The sequence below is a fragment of the Corynebacterium sp. KPL4035 genome, from assembly GCF_037908325.1.
In the GTDB taxonomy this organism is placed as follows: Bacteria; Actinomycetota; Actinomycetes; order Mycobacteriales; family Mycobacteriaceae; genus Corynebacterium; species Corynebacterium kefirresidentii.
Genome location: NZ_JBBMGF010000003.1, coordinates 234444 through 258518 on the forward strand (window position 1 = coordinate 234444; position 24075 = coordinate 258518).

Annotated in this window: 23 protein-coding genes; 14 read left to right on the forward strand and 9 right to left on the reverse strand. The window is 59.3% G+C overall.

The genetic code is table 11. The features are described from left to right. Positions 1-9: 9 nt before the first annotated feature. Positions 10-252 (forward strand): hypothetical protein, encoded by a 243-nt coding sequence (locus WMP96_RS04700; protein ID WP_301716057.1) that lies wholly within the window; start codon positions 10-12, stop codon positions 250-252. Here WMP96_RS04700 and rsgA read toward each other — a convergent pair. Together rsgA and aroA are read right to left on the reverse strand one after the other, a co-directional pair. Beyond that, positions 249-1274 carry a ribosome small subunit-dependent GTPase A gene (rsgA, locus tag WMP96_RS04705; RefSeq protein ID WP_086587999.1) on the reverse strand — a complete coding sequence of 342 codons (1026 nt, stop codon included), beginning with the start codon at positions 1272-1274 and terminating at the stop codon, positions 249-251. The two genes, WMP96_RS04700 and rsgA, sit on opposite strands and share 4 nt — an antisense overlap. Beyond that, the gene (gene aroA, locus WMP96_RS04710; RefSeq protein WP_239205920.1) at positions 1267-2568 is read right to left on the reverse strand and encodes a 3-phosphoshikimate 1-carboxyvinyltransferase; all 1302 of its coding nucleotides are present in this window, start codon (positions 2566-2568) and stop codon (positions 1267-1269) included. The genes rsgA and aroA overlap by 8 nt, the downstream gene beginning before the upstream one ends. Between aroA and WMP96_RS04715 the strand changes: the two genes are divergently transcribed. After that, complete coding sequence (locus WMP96_RS04715; RefSeq protein WP_239205918.1) at positions 2567-3214, forward strand: SOS response-associated peptidase; 648 nt, start codon at positions 2567-2569, stop codon at positions 3212-3214. The two genes, aroA and WMP96_RS04715, sit on opposite strands and share 2 nt — an antisense overlap. Here the strand turns inward: WMP96_RS04715 and ybaK are convergent. Beyond that, positions 3200-3703, reverse strand: a complete 504-nt coding sequence (gene ybaK / locus WMP96_RS04720) for a Cys-tRNA(Pro) deacylase (RefSeq protein ID WP_239205916.1) — start codon at positions 3701-3703, stop codon at positions 3200-3202. The genes WMP96_RS04715 and ybaK overlap by 15 nt on opposite strands. Positions 3704-3731: 28 nt before the next feature. Between ybaK and WMP96_RS04725 the strand changes: the two genes are divergently transcribed. Continuing rightward, positions 3732-4343 carry a sigma-70 family RNA polymerase sigma factor gene (locus tag WMP96_RS04725; RefSeq protein WP_023020790.1) on the forward strand — a complete coding sequence of 204 codons (612 nt, stop codon included), beginning with the start codon at positions 3732-3734 and terminating at the stop codon, positions 4341-4343. Next, on the forward strand, positions 4343-4615 hold the full coding sequence (locus WMP96_RS04730; RefSeq protein WP_023020791.1) for a mycothiol system anti-sigma-R factor: 273 nt from the start codon (positions 4343-4345) through the stop codon (positions 4613-4615). The genes WMP96_RS04725 and WMP96_RS04730 overlap by 1 nt, the downstream gene beginning before the upstream one ends. Positions 4616-4722: 107 nt before the next feature. On the opposite strand, the gene WMP96_RS11730 is transcribed toward WMP96_RS04730, so the two are convergent. Both WMP96_RS11730 and WMP96_RS04735 read right to left on the reverse strand, forming a co-directional pair. After that, a complete protein-coding gene (locus tag WMP96_RS11730; protein WP_100067784.1) occupies positions 4723-4797 on the reverse strand; it encodes a 50S ribosomal protein bL37 in 75 nt (24 codons plus the stop codon). Positions 4798-4880: 83 nt separating this feature from the next. After that, complete coding sequence (locus tag WMP96_RS04735; protein ID WP_239205914.1) at positions 4881-5141, reverse strand: WhiB family transcriptional regulator; 261 nt, start codon at positions 5139-5141, stop codon at positions 4881-4883. 496 nt (positions 5142-5637) lie between these two features. Here WMP96_RS04735 and WMP96_RS04740 point away from each other — a divergent pair, with 496 nt between their 5' ends. After that, positions 5638-6126 (forward strand): hypothetical protein, encoded by a 489-nt coding sequence (locus WMP96_RS04740; protein WP_239205912.1) that lies wholly within the window; start codon positions 5638-5640, stop codon positions 6124-6126. Between the two features lie 74 nt (positions 6127-6200). Here WMP96_RS04740 and WMP96_RS04745 read toward each other — a convergent pair whose 3' ends face one another. After that, entirely contained in the window at positions 6201-7439 is a 1239-nt protein-coding gene (locus WMP96_RS04745) for an Rv3212 family protein (protein WP_239205910.1), read from the reverse strand. Further along, complete coding sequence (locus tag WMP96_RS04750) at positions 7436-8761, reverse strand: DEAD/DEAH box helicase (RefSeq protein ID WP_301716055.1); 1326 nt, start codon at positions 8759-8761, stop codon at positions 7436-7438. The genes WMP96_RS04745 and WMP96_RS04750 overlap by 4 nt, the downstream gene beginning before the upstream one ends. Positions 8762-8832: 71 nt before the next feature. Here WMP96_RS04750 and WMP96_RS04755 point away from each other — a divergent pair, with 71 nt between their 5' ends. The 8 genes from WMP96_RS04755 (at position 8833) to WMP96_RS04790 (ending at position 21134) form a co-directional block, all read left to right on the forward strand. Further along, entirely contained in the window at positions 8833-9057 is a 225-nt protein-coding gene (locus WMP96_RS04755) for a DUF3107 domain-containing protein (protein WP_005322370.1), read from the forward strand. 61 nt (positions 9058-9118) lie between these two features. After that, positions 9119-10057, forward strand: a complete 939-nt coding sequence (locus WMP96_RS04760; RefSeq protein ID WP_023020796.1) for a DUF3152 domain-containing protein — start codon at positions 9119-9121, stop codon at positions 10055-10057. 9 nt (positions 10058-10066) lie between these two features. Beyond that, entirely contained in the window at positions 10067-10852 is a 786-nt protein-coding gene (locus tag WMP96_RS04765) for a hypothetical protein (protein WP_301716053.1), read from the forward strand. A gap of 32 nt (positions 10853-10884) precedes the next feature. Beyond that, entirely contained in the window at positions 10885-13992 is a 3108-nt protein-coding gene (locus WMP96_RS04770; protein WP_340432250.1) for an ATP-dependent helicase, read from the forward strand. Continuing rightward, entirely contained in the window at positions 13985-17164 is a 3180-nt protein-coding gene (locus WMP96_RS04775; protein WP_301716052.1) for an ATP-dependent helicase, read from the forward strand. Before WMP96_RS04770 ends, WMP96_RS04775 begins: the two co-directional genes overlap by 8 nt. 93 nt (positions 17165-17257) lie before the next feature. Next, positions 17258-18352: a potassium channel family protein gene (locus tag WMP96_RS04780; protein WP_034655803.1), complete on the forward strand. Its 1095-nt coding sequence runs from the start codon at positions 17258-17260 to the stop codon at positions 18350-18352. Further along, complete coding sequence (locus WMP96_RS04785; RefSeq protein WP_301716051.1) at positions 18353-19084, forward strand: NAD(+) diphosphatase; 732 nt, start codon at positions 18353-18355, stop codon at positions 19082-19084. Further along, on the forward strand, positions 19077-21134 hold the full coding sequence (locus WMP96_RS04790) for an ATP-dependent DNA helicase UvrD2 (RefSeq protein WP_301716050.1): 2058 nt from the start codon (positions 19077-19079) through the stop codon (positions 21132-21134). Before WMP96_RS04785 ends, WMP96_RS04790 begins: the two co-directional genes overlap by 8 nt. On the opposite strand, the gene WMP96_RS04795 is transcribed toward WMP96_RS04790, so the two are convergent. Continuing rightward, entirely contained in the window at positions 21112-21933 is an 822-nt protein-coding gene (locus WMP96_RS04795) for a hypothetical protein (protein ID WP_301716049.1), read from the reverse strand. The two genes, WMP96_RS04790 and WMP96_RS04795, sit on opposite strands and share 23 nt — an antisense overlap. 127 nt (positions 21934-22060) lie before the next feature. Between WMP96_RS04795 and WMP96_RS04800 the strand changes: the two genes are divergently transcribed. Next, the gene (locus tag WMP96_RS04800; RefSeq protein WP_301716048.1) at positions 22061-22582 is read left to right on the forward strand and encodes a M48 metallopeptidase family protein; all 522 of its coding nucleotides are present in this window, start codon (positions 22061-22063) and stop codon (positions 22580-22582) included. Here the strand turns inward: WMP96_RS04800 and WMP96_RS04805 are convergent. Then, the gene (locus WMP96_RS04805) at positions 22579-23991 is read right to left on the reverse strand and encodes a zinc-dependent metalloprotease (protein WP_301716047.1); all 1413 of its coding nucleotides are present in this window, start codon (positions 23989-23991) and stop codon (positions 22579-22581) included. The genes WMP96_RS04800 and WMP96_RS04805 overlap by 4 nt on opposite strands. Positions 23992-24075 lie beyond the last annotated feature (84 nt).

A 24075-nucleotide genomic window follows, 5' to 3' on the forward strand; every position in this document is an offset into this window, starting at 1 on the left:
GGAGAAAACATGACTCAGCGTTTCAAGAACCTGGCTGCAGCCACCGTTACCGCAGGCGTAGCCCTCATTTCCGCGCCAGCCGCGCTGGCGGCCGATACCACCCCGGCCGCTGCCGATGTCGTGCCCACTACCCCGTGGCTAGCATTGCTAGAGACCTCGTCCCAGGGCACCTGGGGCCAGATCCTGGATGTGGTCTTTGGCATCGTAGATGTCCTGCTAGGCGTTATGGCCGATACCGGTTTCCACCTTTAATTTTCCCAGTCCACGTTGGTGCGCAGGGCCTCGAGCAGGCCGCGCACCGCGTCGCGCCGCCGCGCACTGGCGGTATCCGGAGGGATAAGCGCAGGGTCATCCAGCCCGCATTCTGGGTCCGCAGGCGGGCCCATATGCGTACAACCACGGGGGCAATCCTCGACGGCGGCCGCAAGATCTTCAAAGACACCGAGCACGTCATCTGCATCCACGTGTGCGAGGCCGAAGGAACGAATGCCGGGGGTATCGATAATCCAGCCGCCAGAGTATGCATCATCGGCGGGGAGGGGAAGCGCTACCGATTGGGTAGAGGTATGCCTGCCTTTGCCTACTCCCGATACTTCCCCCGTCTCCCTATCCGCATCCGGAACCAAGCGGTTGACCAGGGTGGATTTGCCCACGCCGGAGTGGCCGATGAGCGCGGTGACGTGGCCATCGATGTGCTGGCGCACGGACTCGAGGCCGTCTTCGACGCCGGCTTTCACCACCGTGACATCAAGATCAGCAAACTCGGCCGCGAACGGCTCAGGATCCGTGAGATCTGTTTTAGTCAGGCACAAGATCGGGTGGATATTGCCCACGAAGGCGGCGATGAGGGCCCGCTCGACAAACCCGGAACGCGGTGGTGGATCGGCCACGGCGGTGACGATGAGCATCTGGTCCGCATTCGCCACCACGATGCGCTCGTAGGGGTCGGTGTCATCGGCGGTGCGCCGAAGAACGGAGGTGCGCTCTTCCAGCTTCACTATGCGCGCTAAGGTGTCTTTCTTGCCGGAAGTATCGCCCACGACACCAACGCGGTCGCCCACCTCGATGGCGGTGCGGCCGAGCTCGCGGGCACGCATGGCGGTGACCCGCGGGCCGTCATCTAGCGCGACGCCCCAGCGCCCACGGTCTTTGGTGATGACCATGCCGAACTTGGCATTTTTATGTTTGGGACGATCCTTGGTGCGCGGCCGCGAACCCTTGCCAGGGCGCACGCGCACGTCGGATTCATCAAAGGAACCGAAACGCCTAGCCATTGCTCTCCTGTTGTTCGGGGTCCAGCATCGTCTCCCACATGCGGTCGAAGCCAGGAAGGGTCTTCGAGGTGGTAGAAATATCCTCGATCTCTATGCCCGGCACCTTCAGACCGAGGATGGCACCCGCGGTGGCCATGCGGTGGTCCGCGTAGCACGGCCATTCTCCACCGTGGAGAGGGACGGGGTCGATGTGCAGGCCGTCGGCAAGTTCGGTGACCTTACCACCGAGGGCGTTGATATTATCCGCCAGCGCCTTCAAGCGGTCGGTCTCGTGGCCGCGCAGGTGAGCTATGCCGGTAAGGGTAGACGGGGTGTCTGCCAGGGCGCACAACGCAGCGACGGTAGGGGTGAGCTCGCCAATATCACCCATATTGCGCTCAATACCCTGCAGCGCTCCGTCTTTGGAGCCCTTTGCGGTGACAAAGCCCGGCTCTTGGGTGACCATAACGCCCATATCCACCAAGATATGGCGAATAGCGTCACCCGGCTGCGTGGTATTGGCGGGCCAGCGCTTTATGGTCACGCGGCCGCCGGTGACAGCAGCGGCGGCAAGGAAAGGCGTGGCATTGGACAAATCCGGCTCGATGGCCCACTCCCGGCCGGCGATCGGGCCAGGGTGCACGGTCCACGTATTCTCGCCGGAATCTACGCGCACGCCCGCTTGCCGTAGCATGCCCACGGTCATTTCCACGTGCGGCAAAGAGGGCAAGGGGCCGCCCTCATGGGTTAGGGTGATGCCCTTTTTAAAGCGTGCACCGGCTAGCAGTAGTCCGGAGACGAACTGCGATGACCCAGAGGCATCGATGGTGACCTTGCCGCCTTCTGGCACCCCGTGCGAGTGCACGGTGAAGGGCAGGCTATCGCCGTCCACCTCTACGCCAAGCTGGCGCAGCGCATCGAGGGTGGTGGACATGGGACGGGCGTAGGCCTGCTCGTCGCCGTCGACAAGCACGGCGCCATCAGCCAAGGCCGCAACCGGCGGGATAAAGCGCATGACCGTGCCGGCCAAGCCGCAATCTACCGTTGCGCCCTTGAGCGGGCCTGGGGTGACGTGGATGTCCTCGCCGTCGTGCTCGAAGCGCACGCCCATAGACTCCAACGCCTTTTCCATCAGCTGCGAATCCCGCGAGACCAGCGGAGCGCGCAGGGTAGAGGGGCCATCGGCCAACGCGGCCAAGATGAAGGCGCGGTTGGTAATAGACTTTGAGCCCGGCACGTGCTGGGCCCACGTAATGGGGCCTGCCGCTTGCGGGGCGGACCATGGTTGAGACATATCGTCCATAATAGAGGGCATGTGCGGAAGATTCGTTCTTTTTACCGAGTCCCTCCTTGATGCGGTGGGAGAGCTGCCCGGAGTCACCGAGGTACATGCCCCGCAAGGAACCCCAGGGCCCCGCTACAATGTTGCGCCTACCCAGCCGGTGGCTATCGTGCGCGTGCGCGAAAGCCTTGCTCAAGTCGATCCTGCGCGGTGGGCGCTATTGCCGCACTGGAAGAAAGATCTTGAGGGCCCGCCGCTGTTTAATGCGCGGGCGGAGACCGTGGCCTCCAAGCCTTCTTTCCGGCACGCTTTTAAGGGGCAGCGCTGCCTCATCCCGATGAATGGTTACTACGAGTGGCGCCAGGAAGAGGGCGGCAAACAGCCCTACTTCGTGCGCGCGGAGGAAGGCTTGTTGTGGGCCGCAGGCCTCTGGGACACCGGCTTAGACCGCCTGTCCGCCACGATCATTACCACTGCAGCCACGGAAGAAATGGAGTGGCTGCACCATCGCCTGCCGCGCTTTTTGGCGGCCGAGGAAATGCGTACGTGGCTAGAGGGCAGCCCCGAGGAGGCCGCCGAGCTGCTCTTGCCGACGCCCCTGCGGGGCTTTCACACCCACCCCGCCGACAAAGCCGTGGGCACTGTATCCAACGACTATCCAGAGCTACTCGGCGAGTAGATCGGCAAAGCTGGCGTCACACAGCTGCGCGAGGTCCTCCGCATTGAGCTCGATATCTAGCCCGCGGCGCCCGCCAGAGATGAAGACGGTATCGAAAAGCACAGCGGTTTCTTCGATGATGGTGGGCAGTGGATTCTTCTGACCCAGGGGAGAGATGCCGCCGGGAATATAACCGGAAGACTTGGTCGCATCGTGCGGCTCCGCCATGGCGGCCTTGGAAACCTGGTGTACGGCTGCGGCTTTTTTCAAGCTCAGGTGGTGGGTAGTAGGGATAACGCACACCGCTAATTTTCGCTTGGGTCCCTTGCCCGCCGTTAAATCGATGACCAGGGTTTTGAGTACGCGCTCCGGCTCTACGTCTAGAGCCGCGGCGGCGTGATCACCGAAGTGATCGGTGCCCGCCTCAAAGGTGTATACGTGGTGCTCGATACCGGCGTCTTCTACAACTTTGAGCGCTGGGGTGGCTGCATGCGGGGACTTTTTAGACATGACTGGGATTCTAACGCTAGGCGTTAGTATGGAAATTGTGGCTAAAGAAACAATCAGCGAAAAGGAGCTGCAGCGCCGCTTTGAAGCGGAAGCGCTGCCCCTGCTAGATCAGCTCTACGGTGGCGCCTTGCGCATGACGCGCAATCCCCAAGACGCTGAAGACCTAGTGCAGGAGACCTACCTCAAGGCCTATAAGTCCTTCCATTCCTTTACTCCGGGTACGAATCTCAAGGCTTGGCTTTATCGCATCATGACCAATAACTACATCAACTCCTACCGCAAGGCGAAGCGCCGGCCAACGGAGTCCTCGGCTGATGACCTGAGTGATTTTCAGCTCTATACCACCGCCGGACATGATTCCACCGGCCTGGAATCCGCCGAGGTAGCCGCGCTCAAGGACATGCCAGATTCCACCATTTCAGAGGCCATGAATGACCTTCCCGATGATTACCGCATGGTGGTTTACTACGCGGATGTGGAGGGCCTGGCATATAAAGAAATTGCGGAAATCATGGACACTCCTTTGGGCACAGTGATGTCTCGGTTGCACCGGGGAAGAAAACTACTCCGAAAAGCGTTGAAAGACGTGGCACGAGAACAAGGTATTGGATTAGAACACCCAGACATGGAGGAGAAGTAATGGAACGCGCAACGGAACACAACTGTGGTGCGTGTAGCTCCCCAGAGGTACAGGCCCTCCTGTGCGAGCTTCTCGATGAATCCACCACCTATGCCCGCGCGCTCGCCATCCGCGAGCACATCGCCCAGTGTGATTTTTGTCAAAAGCGCCTCGAGAGCGAGGAGATTATTCGTTCGCTGGTGCGCAACTGTTGTAACGGGCAGGCCAAGGCGCCGCAGGCGTTACGCCGCCGCATCTCGGTTGAAATCACTCGCATCGAGACCACCTGGTAGTGCGGACATACGGCACGGGCTGCTAAGCGGCCTGCGCCGATTCGGCAAAGCAAAAGCCCGGCTCCTACGGTCTGTGATGACCGAGGGCCGGGCTTATGTGCTGTGCGTTATGCGCCAGGACGCTTGCCGTGATTAGCGGACTTCTTGCGGCGATCCTTGCGCTTGCGACCACGCTTGCTCATTGCGCACTCCTTCGTTGAGGGTATCTGAACTTTATTCAACTTTAGCGGCTAAGGGCGCCGAAACGAAAATTGGGGGCCAATGATTAAGCGGAAACGCGGGCGCGTCCACGGCCGCGGTTGCGGCGGCGCTTGAGGGCGCGGCGCTCCTCTTCAGACAAACCGCCCCAGACGCCGGCGTCCAAGCCGGACTCCAGTGCCCACTTCAGGCAGGAAGAGGCAACGGGGCAACGGTTGCAGACCAACTTGGCCTTAGCGATTTGGGTAAGTGCAGGACCAGAATTGCCTACTGGGAAGAACAGCTCGGGGTCTTCGTCGCGGCAAATAGCTTCGTGGCGCCAATCCATGATTGATATCTCCTAACAAAAATTCGACAGCAGAAAGCACAAGCACTTTTCATAAAATGAAAAGCAACCAATGCCATGGGTGGGTGGTTGTGTGAACTGGTCTGCGCGCAGTGGGGCCCGGTCTCGAGGTCGGGCCAGCGTCGCCGCCGCCAATGGTCCACATTGTGGTTACTTGAAGTTTCCTTCAAGTTAAGAAGAGGTTTACGTCCTCTTTCTTTTTGCTACCCCAGAATCATGACATGTTTACTCAGGCTCCGCTAGGGGTAGAGGCGAAAATGTGTTAAACATCACTGAATGGAAAGTGGTGTGGGGGTCATTTAGATAGACGCTGGAGTTGAAAGAAGCCTGTGAGAAACGCGCTGAACTGGCGCATTGACTGAAACTACTTGAGTGTGGTGACTAGAGAAGCGTCAAATCTGTCCGGTTAGCCCTTGCCCCCGCGAAACCTGAGTGGCGCACAAGAAAATGGCGTTGCCCGTGAGTAGACTGTGGGCTTGTGTCCAAACAAAACAAGAAGGTAAACACAAAGCAAAATGCTGCCTCCACGCGGTCGATTAGTGGGGAAGAAAAGACCCAGCACGGGGCGCCGCAACCAGTCCTCGTGGCCGCAGCACTCGCCGTGATTCAGTCCATCGCCGTAATCTGTTTTGGCATCTTCCTGATCGTGCGCGAACTGACCGGTGCGGAAAACGGCTCCATGGTGTCGGATTCGGGCTCTGGAAGCTTTGTGGGGCTAGGCACCGCACTCTTTATCTTTATTGTGTTTGGTTTTGTCATCATTGGCGCTTGGGCCATGGTCAAGGGAAAGCGCTGGGGTAGGGGAGCCATTATTTTGGTGGAGCTAATCTTGGCGGCTAGCTCCTTCCAAATGTTTAGCGGTGGATCGCCGCTACTGGGCGCGGTGACATTGCTGAGCGCCGCAGTGGTCATCTTCTTGCTGATGTTCGTACGCGCCTCCACTGAGTGGGCGGCAGCAAACTTCTAAAGTCGTCTTCACGTGTAAAAGGCCGCGCCCGGTAAAACCCGGAATGCGCGGCCTTTTTATGCGATGGTGGGGTACTAATCGGCGCTAAGGCCCACTACCTTATCGCCGCGGGCTTCCACAATGGTGTCACCCGCTAAGGTGAGATAAACGGCACCGCGGTAGGCGCCGCGGTCAACCGGGACGGTCCGCAGAGTCTTGCCAGTGGACCAGTCCATGACTGCAATTCCTTCTTTGGTAGGCACCAGCATCTGCTCGTTGACAGCGATGGGGGTGCCGATGGCCTCTTCCACGATGCGATCAACCGAGAGGTCGCTCGGCTTAAAGAGGTAAAGCCGGGAGCCATCAAACCAGGTCATATGGTGCGGCAAGTCCGCAGTTGTCGGCGCGAAGGGGGAGTCGCCGGTGTCTATAGCCGGAGAAGGCTCTGCTGGGGAAGAGTCGAGCTTTTTACCTTCATTGTTATATGACTCGATGGAGGGGTGTGGTCCTGGCCGGTATACGGCGGCGGCCTTTTGGCCCACGGCGACAAGGCGGGCGCCATCGGTGGCAATGTCCACATCGGCGGCGATGTCCGGTTGACGGGAATCATCGGGGGTGGTGTCTTGGAAGCGCAACCAGGTGGTATTCGGCTTATCGGGGCAGGACTCGGTCAGGGCTAAGTTCTCGGTACGGGTAAGGGCCGAGGTGAGCGTGCAATCCTCATGCGGTTGCTTGTCCGGTTCTTGTTTTGCCTCCACGTCACCGTATTCCACGGTACGTACCATATCGGAGCGCCACAGATCGATGCGGTCGGTGGAGACCGTTCCTATCCGGTCATTGGAGGATATGGGTACCACCTCGTCCGAATTTATGGCACTACGGGTGCTGTCATACTCACCAGTCGCGGCATCAATCGCCACGGTATCTCCGCAGCCCACACCGGTCTTATAAGTAGCTACTATCTTGCCCCATGCAGCAGACAGTGAGCATAGTTCGGCATCAGTGCGCTCATAGGTCCACGCTTCGGAACCGTCCGGATTGGTAGCCGTGAGCGTGTGATCCGCATGTGTGATGGTCAGGCCGTGCGCCGAAACCGCTCGGTATTGGCCAGGCACCGGTTCATTGGGGAGGCTGAAGGACTCGTGGAGGTTAGTCGGGACTGTGGAAAGTGCGGGTGCATCCTTTTCCCCAGGAACGGCCGCCTGGCTCAAATGTGCCTGATTGATATTGGCAGTGACGGCTGCACCGCCTACCGCGATGGCGCAGACCACGGCAATGATGCCGGTGGCCTTCCAATCAGAGAGCGTGGAACGCAAGATGGGAGCCTTAGTCATCGGCGGCCTCCTCGTCGGCGCCGGGAGCTGCCGCGGCGCGCAGTGGTACGGGTGGGGGATTTCTCGCGGACTGAAACCTGGCCTACAACCTTGGTCTCGGGGCCTACGGTCTCCTCTGCATCCGCGGGGATGTCTAGCGCTTGGGCCAGCTCTGGGGAAGTAGAAAACCATTGTGGCGGCTCCGGCTCTCCCAAATCCAGCTCATCGTTAATGACTTGCCATTTGCCCAGCTCATCGTAGCCCACCAAGGTGATGGCGGTACCGGTATGCCCGGCGCGACCCGTGCGACCAATACGGTGGACAAAGGTCATTGGATCATCTGGTACCTGGTAGTTGATGACGTGAGTGACATCATCGACGTCGATACCGCGGGCAGCAATATCGGTGGCGACCAGGATGTCTACCTGGCCGGAGCGGAAGGCCTGCAGGGATTTCTCGCGGGACTTTTGCCCAAGGTCGCCGTGGACGGCTCCCACGCGGAAGCCGCGCCGGGCGAGATCATCGGCCAAATGGGCGGCCGCTCGCTTGGTGCGGGCGAAGATGATGGTGCGCCCGCGGTCGGCAGCCTGCAGGGCGTGCGCGACGATGGCAACCTTATCCATGCGGTGAGCTTGGAAGGTGACCTTGCGGGTGGAGGAATGAGTGAAATCCTGCTCGCCCGATTCGGCGCGGATATGGATGGGCTTATCCATAAAACGGCGGGCCAGCGTTAAAATCGCGCCCGGCATCGTAGCGGAAAAGAGCATGGTCTGGTGCGCATTGCCATCCAGAGCCTGCAGGATGGCCTCCACCGAGGGGAAAAAGCCCAAATCTAGCATCTCGTCGGCTTCATCGAGTACCAAGATGGCCACCCGGTCTAGTTGCAGATTGCCGCGCTCGTGGAGATCGATCAGGCGGCCAGGTGTACCGATGATGACATCGGCGCCCTTATTGAGCTTTGTGATCTGTTCCTCGTAGGGCCGGCCTCCGTAGATGGAAACCAAACGCACCGGTATGTCAGCGGCGGCTACCTGCAGGTCTTTGGTGACCTGCTGAGCAAGCTCACGGGTGGGGACCACCACGAGGGCGCGCGGGGTGCCATCGAGCTCTTCGATATCGGCATCATCAAAGACACGATCCAAAAGCGGCACGCCAAAGCCGTAGGTTTTGCCCATGCCGGTGCGCGCTTGGCCAATCAAATCCTGACCGGACAAAGCGATGGGCAGGGTTAATTCCTGGATTGCAAAAGTACGCGTGATGCCACGGGTGGCGAGTCCATCGCAGATTTCGGCCGCAACGCCGAGTTCCGCGAAGCTCGGTGGCTGGGATTTTATGTCAGACACACCTTGATAGTAGCCGGGATGGTTATAGTGGGGCCATTGACAATAAAACTCTAGTTAGAGGAGGAACCCTCATGGATATCAAGTTTGGCTTCGCAGACACCGCTCGCGAGCTGGTCATTAGCGCTGCAGGTGACCAGGCTGAGCTGACGCAGAAGATCAATAGCGCCCTGGCGGATAACTCCACCTTGGAACTGGAAGATGACAAGGGCCGCAAGTACCTCGTGCGCACTGACCGCGTGGTCTACGTTGAGGTGGGCATTGCGAAGAAGCACGCCGTGGGATTCGCCGGCGCCTAAAGACGAGCGCACCGGTCTGCTGATTCAGATTTTTAAAAATAAACGGGTAACCTAAGGCCCCATGGAAGACAGGGAGACTCGCCACGCTCACCGGAGCCAGGGCCATTCGCCGGACCACCCTAATGCGGTGGTCCGGTTTGCGCGTCAATATGGCTGGTGGCGCGTGGTGGCTATCCCTTTGATGATCGCCTTGACCATCTGGTTCATTGTCGATATCGCCACCGCTTCCTCCTCTGAAGAAGGGGCGGAAGAAACTACCACAGCTGCCCCGACGAGTGCCGAGAAAATCGGGCCTGATCCGGCTGATGCGGAAGCGGTCAAACGGGAAATTAGTGAGATGCCGCCCGGTGGGGCGTTTACCAAGCAGGGAAAGGGCACTTTCCATGAGGTGGGCGAGCCCGGCGCCGTAGCCGGTAAGGGTGGCGCGCAGAAGGTGCGCTATTCCATCGAGGTGGAAGATGGCCTCAATACCGCACCGTATGGCGGCGATGATTCTTTTGCAGCCATGGTGGAGGCCACCCTTTCTGATCCGCGCGGCTGGACCGCGCACAAGGACTTCGAGTTCGAGCACGTGGCCTCTGATGCGGATCCAGATACCCGTATCCAGCTGACCTCCTTGGGTACCGCCGCGGAGCGGTGCGGGGAGAAAATTGAAACGGAAACCTCCTGCCATACCACCATTACTGGCGAGTCCACCACGGTTATTAATGAGGCTCGCTGGGTGCGCGGTGCGACGCCGTTTGAAGGCGATATGGGTAACTACCGCCAGTACGTTATTAACCACGAGCTGGGCCACGCCATTGGCTATGCGGCCCACCAGCCGTGTGGTGGGCAGGGCAAGTTAGCTCCGATCATGATGCAGCAGACCTTGGATCTCAATAACAAGGCATTGCACGATCGCAAGCCCAGCGAGGTCTATCCTGATGAGGACGTGACCTGTGCAGCTAACCCGTGGCCTTTCCCCAACCCGGATAATAAGGATCCCCACCAACCCGAATAGGAGTTAAGGATGCCGCTTCCCCCAGAGCATGTTTTAAGCGCCTTTCACGCGGAAACTGGTGCTACCGGTACTCGCCGCGCTCAGGGCGATCAATTAGGCCCGGTGTGGGATAACGGCATCAAGGTGGGGGACGTGGTCTATTCGCAGGCCGGTCCTTTTGCTGCATGGTCCGCCAAGACGCGCGAGCGCCTAAGTGTGCAAGGCGCCCGGGTTTCCCGGCCAATTTTATCTAGCGATGGCCGTCATACGGCCGCTGGCTGGAAGGCCACGCAGTTTATTCCGGGGCAGGTCCGGGGGCGCATTGATGAAACCGCACAGATGGCGCTGCGCCTTGATACGGCTATGGCCGAGGTGGCACTTCCCACCGGGCAGCGTGACGATGTCTTTGCTCGCGCGGAGCGCGCCGCGTGGGGAGAAACCGGGGAGGCTTATCGCCCGGCTCTGCTTGCCGACGTCCCCCTTATCCCCGCCCACACCGCTCTTCTCACCACCACGGTCTATCACGGCGTCAACCCGCCAGGAATCGTGGACATCGTGCCGAGCGAGTTCCCGCGCCCAGCCGGTTGGAGCGCCGCCCTAGTCATCGTCGACGGGCTTATTGCTCAGGCGGTTGATGATGAGATCTGCCAGCGCTTTAGCCACGTGCCTGGCATGCAGGAGCTGCTCTTGCGTGCAGTGTCGTATCGTCGTCATATCAACGATCTGCATCCTGCTTCACGTTCAAACACGCGTTCGAACATTGAGTGGGTGGAACAATATCTGGTGTCACGGGCATCTGCCATACTGGAGCGGTGAGTTACGACCCCCATTCCACCGCGCGTGCGGGAGTGGTCCTCCCACCGTCCCCACAAGTGCGCCTCGTTCCCCGTACCCCGTCCGCCACGGCCCGCAGCTGGCCGGTTGACCTGCCCGAATCCGGTTCCTGGAAAGTAACCGGTGCGGCAGGCAGTGGCGTGTCGAGCTTCCTTATCGATACCGTCATTCATGCCCTGGACAGAGCCCAGGAAACTGGCGCGGATCCCTCCGGCATTCTCGTTATTGAGCCCTCGAAGGAATCCGGTGCCCGATTGCGCCGCGAACTTTCTGAACGCCTCGAGAATTACGCCGCACAGACCTCAATGGTGCGGTCTGTGCACTCCTTGGCTTTTGCGTTACTGCGCACGGCGGCCGAGGAGGAGTTACGGCTCATTACCGGTGCGGAACAAGATGCCGTCATTCGGGAGCTACTTATCGGTCAAGCAGAGGACGGCCACGGTTCCTGGCCAGAAGAGATGCGCCCCGCGCTGGAATATGTGGGCTTTGCGCGGCAGTTGCGCGATTTCCTTTTGCGCTCCATTGAACGAGGTCTGGGCCCAGGAGACCTGGAGCGCCTAGGCCACGAATATGGCCGCCCTATGTGGTCCGCCGCGGGCGAATTTCTGCGCGAGTATGAGCGCGTGCAGCTCCTCTCCCGTTCCCATTCATACTCTGCTGCAGAGTTGGTTACCGCGGTTCTCCAACGCCCTGAATTACTGCGCGATCATCCCTTCCACACCATTGTCGTCGATGATGCTCAACTGCTCGACCCCACCGCAGGAAAGCTCATTCTTGGGCTAGCTGCGCAGGCCAACCTCGTAGTTGTGGGTGGAGATACAGCCCAATCTGTCTTTGCCTTTCGTGGTGCTAGCTCGCGCTTTTTGCAGGACTTTCCAGCCGAGCATGACATTGAGCTCACCGAGTCCTACCGCAGGCCCACACCGGCGTGCATCTCTATCGTGGATTCGGACGGTCGGCTGCGCGACGTCGTAGCTAATACCGTGCGCCGCCGCCACTTGGAAGATGCCGTGCCCTGGCGCGACATCGCTGTCATTGTGCGCTCTACTAGTGACATTGGCCAAATGCGCCGCACCCTCCTAGCCGCCGGTGTGCCCGTACATATCAATCCCACCGACGTTGTCTTGGCCGAACAGCGTTTGGTTTCCGCTGTGTTGCTTGCGCTGCGCGCCTTGGAGGAGGAACTATCTAACTCTGAGTTGGAAGAACTACTCACCGGACCTGTGGGTGGCGCCGATCCTGTCACCCTGCGCCGACTGATCCGTGGCTTGCGCCGCTGGGATTCCACCACTCGGGGCATCGATAGCCTCCGGGGCCTTCTCTACGGCGAGCTCCCAGACTTCAACGGACAGCTCACTGAACGGGAATATTCGATCCTCGAACGCGTTCGTGCAGTGCTCAGTGCCGGCCGGGAAGCGCTCACTTCCGGCGCTTCGGTGGAGGAGATTCTGTGGGCTGTGTGGAGTGCTACCGACCTGGACAACCGTCTACAGGCCTCGGCCTTGCGCGGTGGTGCAACGGGCTCGCAGGCCGACCGCGACCTAGATGCAATGATGGCGCTTTTTGACGCTGCTGGAGACTACGTAGAACGCCGCCCGGATTCTTCACTGAGCGCGTTTTTGACCCATATCACTGAACAAGAACTTCCCACCGGCGTGCGTGACCGCCGTACCGCCATTCCGCAGGCCGTAGAAATCCTGACCGCGCACGGTGCAGTGGGCCGCGAATGGGATACCGTCATCGTGGCCGGCGCCCAGGAAGGCAGCTGGCCTTCGCTAGGAGAGACTGGCTCCATCTTCGGGCAAGAAGATCTTATCGATCTCCTCGACCACGATATTGATCCCGATACTCCCGTCAGCCACATCGCCTCCCGCTTGGCAGAGGAGCGTCGTCTCTTCCACGTCGCTACCACCCGCCACCGAAAGCGCTTGCTCATTACTGCCGTGGAGAATCCAGAGGGCGATACGGTCTCCGAGCCTTCTCGGTTCATCGACGAATTCGCCGGACGTGGTGTCGATGTTCCCGGTCAAGCTGCGCGTCGCCAAGCAAAGCGGGCGCTGCGCCGCGCCCAACTCCCGCGCGAATTGGGCCTCGATGTGCCCGAACCCGCACCCGTTTCTTTGCGCGATGGTCTGGAGATTGATCCACTCGATGTTGCGGTGTTGTCCGTACCGGCCTTTGTCGCACAGCTGCGCCGCGTAGTTAGCAATCCGGAATCTGGTGAGGTTGAACGCAAGCAAGCTGCCCGCCAGCTCGCGCGGTTAGCGGCGGCCGAGATCCCCGGCGCCCACCCGGAGCAGTGGTGGTCGGCGCGTTCCGTTGCGGCTGAACTGCCGTTGCATACCAGCGGCAGTTTGTCGCCCTCCCGGGTAGAAGCGTTGCTCAACTGCCCGCTCAAGGCTGTGCTGGGCAATGTGGCTGAGGATCCAAGTACCGAGGAACACCTGCTCCGCGGTACGTTGGCCCACGCCTTCTTTGAAGCCATTGGCCGCGGTATGGATGCGGAAAAGGCCAAGCTTTTGGTGATGGAGGCTTTCGAGCGCATCCAGGACGTGCCGCAGTGGCAATTGCGATTCAAACTCGATGAGTTTTCCGCCTTGTTGGACCGCGCCCACGAATGGGCGCGCCAATCTGAGGTCAATCAAGAACTAGTGGGCGTGGAAATTCCTGTGGGCGTACGTGTCCGTGAAGGCGTGCGCATCGGCGGCTATATGGACCGTCTCCTTCGCGATGAAGAAGGAAACTACTTGGTCGTGGACCTCAAGACCGGGAAAAACCAACCGGCCAAGAAAGAAGCCGAAGACCATGTGCAGTTAATGACCTATCAGCTCGCGCTTGCCCACGGTGCATTCGACGGCCATCAGGTCCACGACGGTGAAGGAATACCGCGCCAGGGAGGAGTGCTGGTTTACCCGGGCGCAACCACTAAGAAGATTGGCGAGATTTGGCAAAGCGATAAATCTCCGGAAGCACTCGAAGAATTCGCCGCACTTCTGCCCCCGCTGGTGGAGGAAATGCGTGGTCCGCGCATTACTGCGCGTACCAATAAAGACTGCGACAAATGCCCAATTCGCTCCATCTGCCCCGTGCAGGAAGAAGGAAGGATGACCACCGATGCCTAAGAGCAACTTTTCCCCACAGCAAATCGCTGCGGCCTTGGGCAAGGATTTCCCGCCTACCGACGAACAAGCCCATGTCATTGAAGGCCCATTTAGCCCCAAACTCGTGGTTGCCGGCGCTGGTGCTGGCAAGACAGAAACCATGGCCTCGCGCGTGGTGTATTTGGTGGCCAATGGTTATGTGCGACCTGAACAGGTTCTTGGCCTGACCTTTACCCGCAAAGCCGCGCAACAGCTGGAGCAACGCATTCGCAAGCAGCTGATTCAACTGCGCGATTCCGGTCTCATCCCACCAGGCAGCGATGTGGCAGAAGCATTAGAAAACATTGCGCCGAAGGTATCCACCTATGACTCCTACGCCGGAGAACTCGTTCGTGAATACGGCCTATTAGTTCCGGTTGAGCCCACCGCGCGCATCATTACTGAGGCCGAGCGCTATTCCTTAGCCTACGATGTGGTGCGCAATTACACCGGCCAACTAGAAGACGATCGCACCCTAGCCACAATCACCGAGACCCTGCTGAGCCTCAGCCAAGATATTGATAACGGTCTCAAAGACACGAGCCATATCGCTGAGCATGCGCGCGATTTTCGCGCAGATATCGATAACCTTGACAAATCGAAGAAGAATGGCCCCGAATACTCTCAAAAGCTGCTGGGCTATATCCACACGCAAGAACGCCGTGTGCAATACGTACCGCTGCTGGAGACGCTGAAAAAGGAACAATCCGAGCGACAAGTCATCACCTTTGGCGAGCAAATGTCTGTCGCCGCCCGAGTAGCGCGTGATTATCCTGTTGTGGGCAGACAACAATCCCAGCGCTACAAAGTTGTCATGTTGGATGAGTACCAAGACACCTCCTATGCCCAGCGCGTTCTACTTCGAAGCCTTTTCGGCGGCGAAAAAGATGAATTGTCGGTTACGGCTGTAGGCGATCCAATGCAGGCCATCTACGGCTGGCGCGGCGCGACCTCTGAAAACCTCACCGCCTTCGTGGAGGATTTTCCAGTCGCGCCGGGCACACCTGCTCCGAAGGACCAATTGACCACCTCGTGGCGCAACCCTTCTGGTGCGCTGGAGTTGGCTAACTCAGTGGCGGAGAGGGTATTTGAAGGCGTTGAGCGTCCCGTGGATGAACTTTCTGCCGCCCCACATAAAGGCGAGGGTGAAATCCAGCTGGCCTACTTTGAAAGCGAAAATCGCGAGCGCGAATTTATCGCCGAGCATTTGAAAAAGCAGTGGGACAAACGCGAAGGAGACACCTTCAGCGCAGCGGTTCTGGTGCGTAAAAATAGGCAGTCCGCACCAATCGCTGCGGCCTTAGACAAGGCGGGCGTACCTAATGAAATCATCGGTCTCGGTGGTTTGTTGTGGCAGCCAGAAATCCAGGATCTCGTGGCCATTGCCACGATGCTCGTACGCCCAGAAGATCTGTCTGCAGCAGTGCGGGTACTGGCTGGCCCTATGTGCGGATTGGGGATTAGCGATATTCAGGCCCTCGCTTCGCGTCAACGAAACCTCGCCGGAGCAAGGGAGGAGCGCTTGCGTTGGGAACCAGGAATGGACCCGGAAGATTACCTGCGAGCGCAGTTGGAAGATGTCACCGCAGAAGAACCGGATCAGCGCGTTGGCCTTGCCGACGCCCTGGCTGACTTGGGGGAGAGGGACCGCTATACCCCACAGGGCCTTGCCCGCATGGAAGAGGTATCTGCCAAACTTCGGCACTTGCGCACCTATTCGCTATCTAAGCCGCTGGTGGATATCTTCGCTGATATTGAAGCATTGTTTAATATCCGTACCGAAGTCTTGGCGCGCGGAAGCGCGGGGGGAGCGACGCACCTGGATAAATTTGCCGATATCGTCGCTAGCTTCCACGGTGATTCTTTGTACGCACTCTTGGACTATTTTGCGCTTGCACTCGAAAAGGAAGACGGTTTGGACATGGGCGAGGTGCCTGCCGCAACGGACCGTGTGCAAATTATGACTGCGCATAAGGCCAAGGGCCTGGAATGGGAGCATGTCTGCGTGGTGCATGCTGATTCTTCTAGCTATAACGCGCAAGCAGAGACCTTCCTTAGCAGGATCGAAAAGGTCCCGGGGGAGGACGACTATATTGAGGTCCCAGAAGATGCCGAAAAGCGCTCGCAGTTCCAAAACGCCTGCGAAGAGTTTAAGAAAGCAGATAGTGCCCTAAAGGCGGAAGAATCTGCGCGCCTTTTTTATGTTGCATTGACCCGTACCGAATCCACGCTGACCGTTACTGGCTCGGGGACTAATAACCTTTCTTCAAGAAACAAGAAGGGGCCCTATGAATACTTGGAGCATTTGAAGGAGAAGTTCCCGCAGTACGTGGTGGAGTGGTCCGTGCCAGATGAACCGTCCGAGGAGGACTTTGGTGAGAGCGCACAGTTCCCAGCGCTGAAGGCCAACCCGGAGGCAGTTGCCGGTGCCGATGCGGTGCTTGAGGCGATGGAAGAACTTCCAGACCTTAGCCACGGTGAAACCTTTGAGTTGTGGGAGCAGGAAGCTGGCGCTCTTATTGAAGAATACAGGGCACTGCAACAGCCGGTGGTAGACGTTGAGTTGCCCAGTGAACTGACTGCTTCTGACATGGTTGCGCTGCGGGCAGATCCACTCCAGTTCGCACGCAGGCAACGCCGTCCAGTGCCGTTTAAGCCGAATGCTTATGCCAAGCGCGGTACCGCCTTCCACGCGTGGTTGGAGGACCGCTTTGGCAGCCCTGCACTATTGAGCGAGGAAGAGCTGCCGGGTACTGATGAGGCGGCGGACTATGACTTGGAAGAGCTGAAAAAGGCTTTCTTGAGCTCGGAGTGGGCGCAACGTCAACCGGAATACGTAGAAGCGCCTTTTGAAATCACCATCGGTGAGGCCGTGGTGCGCGGGCGCATGGACGCGGTATTCCGCTTGGACGACGGCACGTGGATGGTGGTGGACTGGAAGACAGGCCGCCCACCCCAAGGGGAGGCTATGGACGCCGCCAAGATACAGCTTGCGGTTTATGCAGAGGCATGGCGGCGTATCCATGGCGGAGAGAAGATTCGCGCTGCTTTCTACTATGTGCACGATGGTTATACCTTTGAGCCAGCCTGCCTTCCACGTGGGGAAGAGCTAAAGAAACTCCTTGAATCGTCAGTTGAGCACCAAAAGGGCTAAGGTATGTGAGCGGTTGCGTAAGCACGCAATCTCTTGAGCAATCATTCGAGACCAGAAAAGGCGGGGCTAGTGGGCAAAAATCGTGCGCGAGCTATGAAGTCGCACTTTAAGAGTCGCTTCTTGCCGCAGGTTGAGCTGTCCTCGCAGCCGGACCACGCGCTCATTGACGTCATTACGGTGCCGAGGGATGAAAATTCCAGCCCGTGGCGTCAGTTGGGCAAGCGTGTGCTGTGGGCTTTAGGCATTGTTGTCTTCGTGACAGTCGTGGTCTATTTGGACGGCGGTGGATATAGCGAGGACATGTCGCTTTTGGATTCCGCCTACTATGCTGCGGTGTCGCTAACTACAGTGGGCTACGGCGATATCGTTCCTGTGTCCCCGCAGGCCAGGTTCATTAACTTAACGCTTATTACACCTGCCCGCCTGATCTTCCTTGTTTTATTGGTTGGCGCGACCTTGTCCGTGCTAACGGATAAGGCCCGACGTACTTTCCAAATCCAGAACTGGAGAAAGCAATTGCGTAACCACACCGTCGTTATCGGGTATGGCACCAAGGGCGCCGGAGCGGTGGCCGCGCTGCTGGCCGATGATGTTCCGTCCTCCCAGATCGTGGTCATTGATACCAACCGTGCCTCCCTAGCTCACGCAGAGCACCACGGACTAGTCACCATTTTTGGTTCCGGCACAAAGCAAGACGTATTGAAGATCGCTGGGGTAGAGCACGCAAGCTCTATTGTTGTAACCCCATCTACGGACGATACAGCGGTGCTGTGCTGCCTTTCCGTGCGAGAGCTTGCACCCAAGGCCAAGATTGTGGCGTCGGTTCGCGAGTCCGAGAACCGCCACCTGCTGCTGCAATCTGGTGCAGATTCCGTGGTCACCTCCGCTGAGACTGCCGGCCGACTACTGGGCCTAGCTACCGTGACCCCGACGGTGGTGGAGATGATGGAAGACCTGCTTTCACCTAATGAGGGCTTCTCCGTGGCCGAGCGTGCCGTGCGCGAGTTTGAGGTTGGTTCTAACCCACGCCACCTGGCAGATATCGTGCTTGCTGTCCTGCGCAATAATGAGCTGCACCGAGTGGATACCGCGGACGCCTCCGCGTTGAAGCCGGGAGACCGATTGCTGTATATCAAGCACGAGATGGAACAGCCTATTGAGGTCATGGACGATGATGACGAGGACTAAATGTTCCTCCCAGTAACTCCTAGTGGCCTCGTACCGGTTACGGCGGTGGGGGAGCCGGTGCTGGTGAAAGAGGTTCCCGGGGGCGTCGGCAAGCAGGTCGTGGTGGACCTAGGCACCTTGCAGGCATGCTTGGTCTCGGAGGATAGCGCAGGGAAGTTAGGCCGTTTGGAAAGTGCAACCTTTTTTCAAGACCAGCCGGTTATCCTGCAAGCCATCGCGCTTATCCGCAACCGACGCGAACAGCGCTTTGATCCCCGGACCGGACGCCAGCTGGACTACCCGGCGCCGGGAATCGTTGGGCGCGATCCGCACGACAAGAAACGGCTGGTCTTCCCACGCTTGGATCCCGCCGTCATTGGGCTCATTCGCCTCAGCGGTACAGACCGGATTTTGCTGGCGCGTAATCGCCGCCGCAATAGCTTCTTCTCTTTGATCGCTGGCTACGTTGAACCCGGCGAGACTGCGGAGGCAGCCTTTGCACGCGAAGCGCTCGAAGAAACCGGGCGTAGGGTGGACCATATTCGCTATTGGGGCTCGCAGGCGTGGCCACTGAGCGGCTCGCTTATGCTGGGCTTTTGTGCGCAAACGGCTGATGTCCAGCCCACCTGCCATACTGATGGGGAACTGGAAGAAATCCGGTGGGTGGAGCGCGCCGAGCTGCCTCAGCTTAAGCTGGCCCGTCCGGGTTCAATTGCACACACGATGATTATGGAGTGGTATCACGGTGACTAAGCCGGATTTGTCCCTGCTGGATGAAGATCAGCTGCGCGCGGCCACGGCGCCGCGCGGGCCCGTGTGCATCTTGGCTGGCGCGGGTACGGGCAAGACCCGCACTATTACCTATCGCATTGCCAACCTGGTAGACCAGGGTTTTGTGAGCCCGCAACGCGTGCTAGCGGTGACCTTCACGGCGCGGGCAGCCGGAGAGATGCGCGATCGTCTGCGCACCATGGGCGTGGCCGGCGTGCAAGCACAGACCTTCCACGCGGCGGCGCGCCGCCAGCTGAAGTATTTCTGGCCCCAGGTAGCGGGGGACCTTCCGTGGCAGCTGCTGGATAATAAATTCCCGCTGGTCGCCCGCGCGGTGCGTTCGGTGGGGTTAGATAATTCCAAGGATATGATCCGTGACGTCCTAGCGGAGATCGAGTGGGCTAAGTCCGCGCTGGTGAGCGCCGAGGATTATGAGTCTGTGATCGCCACTACGGACCGCAGCGCTCCGGCTGATCCCGCCAAAGTGGCAGAGGCCTTTCGCCGCTACGAACAGTCAAAGGCCACACCGGACATGATGCACCTGGATTTCGATGACCTGCTCATGCACATCGCGGGTGCCATTGAAAATGTGCCGGCAATTGCAGAAACCTTCCGGGAGCAGTATCGCACCTTTGTTGTAGATGAGTATCAGGACGTAACCCCGCTGCAGCAGCGGGTGCTCAATGCCTGGTTGGGCGAGCGCGATGACCTCACCGTGGTGGGTGATGCAAATCAGACCATCTATTCCTTCAACGGTGCCTCTCCGGACTATCTGCTCAACTTCTCGCGCACGTACCCGGATGGGACCGTGGTCAAGCTGCAGCGTGACTACCGCTCGACGCCGCAGGTAACGGACTTGGCCAATCGGGTCATTGGCAAGGCCACAGGGCGTGCGGCTGGCACACGCTTGGAGCTGCAGGGCATGCGCGAGCCTGGTCCAGAGCCCACCTTTAAGGCCTATGAGTCTGAAGAGACTGAGGCCCAGGAGGTTGCCGGCCAGGTTCTCACACTGCTGGACCAGGGCGTACCGGCCTCTGAGATTGCCATCCTCTACCGCATTAATGCCCAGTCAGAGCAGTTTGAGCAGGCGCTTGCTGACGCCGGAGTGGTCTACCAAGTCCGTGGCGGCGAGGGCTTTTTCCGCCGCCCGGAGATCCTAGAGGCCATTCGCGTTCTCATCGCCGCCACCCGCCGGGAAGACTTGCCGGAGGACCCGGTGGCAATTGCTCGCGCCGCCTTTGTCGAGCTCGGACTAAGCGCCACCGAGCCGCAGGGCGCGCAGGCCCGCGAGCGCTGGCAATCCCTCAACGCATTGGTAGGGCTCATCGAGAAGATTGTGGAATCGGCTCCTGGCATAGATCTCAACGGGGTGTTGGGGGAACTGCGCCGGCGCTCCACCGATAAACAGGCCCCAGCCATGGAAGGCGTCACGCTAGCTACTGTGCACGCTGCCAAGGGCTTGGAATGGGATGCGGTGTTCCTCGTGGGGCTGACAGAAAAGCTCATGCCTATCAACCACGCTATCAAGGCGGGCGATGAGCAGATTGAGGAAGAACGTCGTTTGTTCTATGTCGGCATTACCCGCGCCCGCGAGCACCTCGCACTGTCGTGGGCGTTGGCGAAGACCACTGGTTCGCGAGCCTCGCGCGAGCGTACCCGCTTCCTCGATGGAATCGTGCCGGCGGCCGAAGACGCCTCTGGCAAGGGGACTCGCTCGCGCCGCCCGAAACGCTGCCGCGTATGTTCAGGTCTGCTGGCGACACCGGCTGAAAAGGTTATCGGCCGCCACGAAGACTGCGAGGGAGGCGGAGATGAAGAGGTCTTTTCTGCCTTGCGCTCGTGGCGTTCCCAGGTTGCGCGCGAGGAAAAGGTGCCGGCCTATGTTATTTTTTCCGATGCCACCCTGCAGGCCATGTCGGAGGAGCTTCCTGCCGATGAAGCAGAAATGCTGTCCATTTCTGGTGTAGGCCCCAGCAAGCTGGAGCGCTATGGCGCCCAAGTACTCGAGGTCATTCGTTCGGTGCGCAGCTAGCCAGGTTGGTTTTCCCGCCAAAACATACTGGGCAGCGCGGATGCGCAAGGATGGTGCGCTGCTGGTGGTGACCGTAGACATCGACCTCCCACTGCTGCCCAGGGCGCGGCTTCGCGGTCGGCGCTCCCGGCGGCAGTGGCCGCCCCATAAGCCGCCGAATGATCACCTGCGTATGTGCCGAGACCGCATCGAGCACCACGGCTTCTGGGGCGCGGCGCACGCGGGGTAATTGGGTGCTGATGATATTCCAGCGCGGGTCTGTATCCACGCGGGATAGGTGCGCACACAGTGGGCATGGGCCTCGGCCCTGCACGCGTACCGGCCCGATGACGCCACGATTGTCCAATAAAGACACCGGAAGCCACGTGGTTTCCGTCCCCGCCAGTGCATTGGCGGAATCCAGTGGGCAGTGCAGCTGGTCTACGGCCAGGACCGGATACATGCCGTCGAGGTCGTGGATATAGGAAAAGATATTGTCATCCTCTAACGGGATGCGAACTTGGAATCCATCTGCCTCCAGGCGTGCGCGTAAGCCTTGCGCCAGTGCGGATTCTCCCATTAAGACAAGAGTGTCCGATTTCTCTACGGCCTCTTTATAAGGCCAAAGGATGCCATAGTCTAGTGCGTCCTCGATAAGGCTAAGCGCTGCGGCCTCATCTAGACCTGCGGCGCATAGTCTCCCAGACAAATCTTCTGGCTTCACTGGCTCGCGAGCGGTATTGAAGGCCGCCGCGACGGAAAGCGCGCTGCCCGTTTCTGCCACTCCAACGCGGGTGGCATCCATGCCAAATTGAACCACCGTTTCCTCGCGGCAAAACACTGCGCTGCCCGGCGCCAAAACTACCTGGGTGACACAAGCCCCCACGCCTATACCCCTTTCCCCGATGCATGTGGATTCCATTGCACCACAGGTACAATCACCTGTCATGTCGAGCACGCAGCCCCCCGCACCACAAACCCCAGAGGTCAAAGTCATTCGTTCCGCCAAGCGGAAGAAAACCGTGCAGGCTCGCATGGTCTCCGGGGTGCTCGAGGTACGCATCCCCGCCTGGATGTCCGCTCGCGATGAGCGCGAGGCAGTGGCGGATATGTTGGCGCGGGTAGAAAAGAAACAGGGCAGTAGCCGCCGCTCGGACGCGCAATTAGAAGAGCGTGCTCGGCGGCTTAACGCGGCTTTCTTAGACAGCCGCGCTACCATCGGCTCTATTCGTTGGGTAAGCAATCAAAATACGCGGTGGGGTAGCTGTACTACCTCCACCGCGGATATTCGGCTGAGCGACCGGCTACAACACGTGCCGGACTATGTGCTGGATTCGGTGATCATTCACGAGCTCACCCACACCTTCATCCCGCGCCATGGGCGGGATTTTTGGCACTGGGCGGACAGGGCGCCCCACGCTGAGCGGGCGAAGGGCTATCTTGAGGCCTACCAGCGCTGGGGCTGTTAGTTCTCGTCGTCCTCGTTGCCCTTTTCTTTCTGCTCATCTTGGCCATCGGCCTCGCGGGTTTCATCGTCCTGAGCAGCAGAGGAATCCTCACCGTTTTTGAGCATTTCCTCCAGCTTGGCAAACTCTTCCTCAAAGCCCTCATCAGGGCCGTCATCCAATAGGGAGTCGATAAAGGCGGCAGGGTTATCTAGGTGCTCTGCAGTTGGCAGGAAGTCCGGGTGGTCCCACGCCTTATCGCGCTTTTCCGCACCCACGGCAACGGTGGCGCGGCGCCACAACTCAGCGGCCTCAGAAACCTTGGGGGCGTTGAGCTCGATACCAACGACCTTGCTGAAGGCGTTTTCGGCAGAACCACCAGTGCTACGGCGGTGCGCCCATGCCTGGGTTAGCTTCGAGGTGGATGGGATGCGCTCGCCCAGTGCCTCTGTGACGACGTGCTCGGCCCAGCCTTCCACCAATGCCAGTAGGGTTTCTAGGCGAGAGGCTGCCGCAGTGTTCTTGGACGTGATGCGTGGGGAGAGGTCCATGCCCTGCAGCTTGCTCATCGCATCCTGGATTGCTTGCGGATCGCCGGACTCTAGGTTGAGCTCGCGGGTGACTTCCTCCAAGTGGGAGGTGTCAATGACCAAACCGATGGCATATTCCTCCACAGAGGAGACGATGCGCTCTACCAACCACGGCACGTGCTTGAACAGGCGCTGCCGCGCGGCCTCGCGCGCTGCAATATAGACCAGCACCTCTTGGCCAGGAATATTGAGCTCTCGGGCGACCTTCTGAATGGTCTGTGGCAACAGTGCCACGGTATTGGCCGGGGCGATGGGAAGGCCGAAATCAGAGCCGGTCAACGCCTGCGCAGCCAAATCACCCAAGGCGTGACCGAGCTGCATGCCAAAGTTCATGCCAGACATCTGACTCATCATCTTGGTCATCGGGCCCATCATCTCGCGGGCTTCTTCCGGCATCGATTCCATCTGGGCATCATTCATATGCTCCGCCACCGGAGTGACCATGCGCTGCCAGGCCGGCATGGTTTCTTCCAACCACTGCTTGGAATCCCACGCCTTGGCCGTGCCGGAGGCGGTGGGCAGGTAGGTAGCGTCATCAAGCCACAGCTCCGCTAGGCGGACGGATTCCTCGACTGCCTTGGTATCGTCCGCGCTCACACCCTTTGACTGGGAGATTTGCTGCAGGGCGATGCGCTTGGCCATGTCGTAGTTAACCGGGCCGGAATTTTCCGGCGAGTTCATGGAAGAGCCCATGCCGGACAGCATCTGACCGAACTGGTTCAGCATGTCACCGAGGCCGCCACCATTAGCGCCGCCGAATGCGCCGAACGGGTTCTGGTCACGACGTCCGTCATTATCGTCGTCATCATTATTGGGGAAAGAAAAACCGAATCCGTTGCTCATGCGTCCTAATCTACCGACACCATCCGGCTAGTTTCCATGATCCCTGCTACGCTGACAGCGAACACGACGGCAAAGGTTGTAGGG